Here is a 2,505-nt window from a genome sequence, read left to right as displayed (position 1 = left end):
ACGGCGCGTACCCGCAGCAGCAGCCCGGCCCGTACGGCGCGCCCGGCCAGTACCCCGGCGCGCCCGGTGGCAACGGCGGTGACGCCGCCAAGAAGAAGCGCATGGCGATCATCGCCGGCGGTGTGGCCGCGGTCCTCGTCCTCGCCGGCGGTGGCATCTGGTTCGCCAGCCAGGGCGGCGGACACCACGACGAGCCCAACGTCTCCAGCAACGGCCAGACCGGCGGCACCGGCAACAAGGGCGGCAAGGGCGGTGGTGGCGAGAAGCCCAAGACCGGCGCCGGCAAACTGCTCTTCAACGTCGAGCAGGAAAAAGTCGACGACATGGTCAACATGAAGGGCATGTGGGCCACCGACCAGGCGGTGGCCAAGACCGACATCTACAAGATCGTCGGCTACGGCCTGTCCGGTGGCAAGAAGTGGGAGCTCCCGCTCGACGGCGCCGTCTGCTGGGCCAACCCGAAGGCCACGGAGGACGGCAAGGCCGTCGTCCTGGTCAGCGACGGCAAGCCCAGCGCGGAGAAGAAGTACGGCGGCCCCTGCACCCAGGTCATCGCCTTCGACGTCAACAAGGGCACCAAGCTCTGGCAGAAGTCCGTCAAGTCCGGTGACCGCGACGTGAGCTTCTCCGAGGTCACCATCGGCGGCGGCACGGTCGCCGCGGGCGGCATCAGCGGCGGAGCCGCCTGGTCGCTGGCGGAGGGCAAGGAGCTGTGGGCGCCCAAGTCCGACGGCGACGACTGCCGCGACGGCGGCTACGGCGGTGGCAAGAAGCTCGTCGCCGTGCGCCGGTGCGGTGACATCGAGCGCGGCATCGTCGAGATCCAGACGCTCGACCCCAAGTCCGGCAAGCCGCTCTCCAAGTACAAGCTGCCGCCCGGCCTGTCCTGGCCGCACATCGCCTCCACCGACCCGCTGGTCGTCGGCGTCAACGCGGGCGGCAGCAAGGGCAACGGCGCGTCCGACTTCTTCGTGATCGACGACAGCGCCGCCGAGGGCAAGCTCCGCAGCAAGATCTCCACGGACAACGGCAAGTACGAGCCGCGCTGCCCGGCGACCGAGGTCGAGGGCTGCACCAAGATGGTCGTCACCAAGGACACGCTCTACATGCCGACCGAGGACCACTCCTCGGGCGACCCGAACCAGGTCGGCCGCGTCAACGAGATCGTCGCCTTCGACCTGTCCAGCGGCCAGACCAAGGGCAAGACTGACGGCACGCCCGGCTCCAGCCTGGTGCCCCTCGGCATCGACGAGGACGGCTACCCGATCGCGTACCAGATCCCGACGTACAACGCGGGCGGCAAGGTCATGCGCATCGACCCCAAGACGTACAAGGGCGAGGTGCTGCTGAAGAACGCCGACGAGACGTCCCGTCCGGAGCGGGAGCTGTCGCCCGACTTCCAGCAGGGTCTGTGGGCCCAGGGCCGGCTCTTCCTCGGGACGAACTATGCGCACCGCACCACGGCCGGTCTCGGCAAGCAGTACACCATGATGATCTTCGGTGAGAGCTGACGCGCCAAGCTGACGCTTCCGTTGACACCACATGATCACGGCGCCGCCGTGACGGCGGTTTCCGACCGCTTGGCGCCGTGATCAAGCACAATTGCCGTCGTATCCCTGCCCGTCGCGCTGCCGTGCCTGAACGATCCGTTTCAGTCTCGAAGTACACGCGATTGGCAGGGATTTCGGCATTCCGGGGGACTTCTCACCGGTAAGGGGCGCGCAACGTCGAACAAGCGTGTAGCTTCCGGGGTCGAGGGGTCGACAAGGAGACGTAGAGACGTACGCGGGGCGACAGGGGGCAAGCGCATGGGCGTGCGGCTCATGGTGGTCGATGATCACCGACTGCTGGCCGAGGCGCTCGCCTCGGCCCTGAAGCTGCGCGGGCACCGGGTTCTGGCCGCGGCCGCGCCGAGCGCGGGGGCCGCCGACCTGGTGGTGAGCCGCGCCCCCGAAGTGTGCCTGCTGGGCACCGCCACCCCGGCCGAGCCGGGTGTCTTCGATCCGATCGTCCGCATCAAGCGCGACCGGCCGCAGGTGGCCGTCGTGGTGCTCGGCCCCGTGCCGAGCCCGCTCGGCATCGCCGCGGCCTTCGCCGCCGGCGCGTCGGGCTACGTGCGGCACAACGAGCGGATCGAAGGCGTGGAGCGCGCCATGATGAAGGCGAGGGCGGGCGAGGCCGCGGTCGATCCCCAGCTCCTGCAAGGGGCGTTCACGGAGCTCCTCAACCCCGCCGCCCAGCCGGACGACGAGGGCGCGCGGCTCCTGCAGCTCCTCACACCGCGGGAGGTGGAGGTCCTCGTACGGGTCGCGGAGGGCGAGGACACGCGGCTCATCGCGGCAGGCATGGGCATAGCGCCGAGCACGGCCCGCACGCACGTGCAGCGGGTGCTGATGAAGCTGGGAGTGGGGTCGAGGCTGGAGGCGGCGGCCCTCGCGGCGCGCACGGGTCTGCTGGACCGGGCGGCCGCGGGTCCCGGGCCGCTGCCCCCGCAGAGGGGCCCTG

At 70.1% G+C, this 2,505-nt stretch carries 2 protein-coding genes; both read left to right on the top strand.

Annotation, left to right across the window (positions count from 1 at the left end; translation table 11 throughout):
- Positions 1-1,511: outer membrane protein assembly factor BamB family protein (locus tag V7793_RS36345; protein ID WP_336013945.1), on the top strand; the 1,511-nt coding region annotated here is incomplete at its 5' end.
- Between the two features lie 297 nt (positions 1,512-1,808).
- Positions 1,809-2,505 (top strand): response regulator transcription factor (locus V7793_RS36340; RefSeq protein WP_336013944.1); only part of this gene is annotated, 697 nt, incomplete at its 3' end.

This window comes from Streptomyces sp. KLMMK (assembly GCF_036961605.1).
Taxonomy (GTDB): Bacteria; Actinomycetota; Actinomycetes; order Streptomycetales; family Streptomycetaceae; genus Streptomyces; species Streptomyces telluris.
The sequence above is the reverse complement of the archived record's forward strand: the minus strand, read 5'-3'. Positions and strand labels throughout refer to the sequence as shown.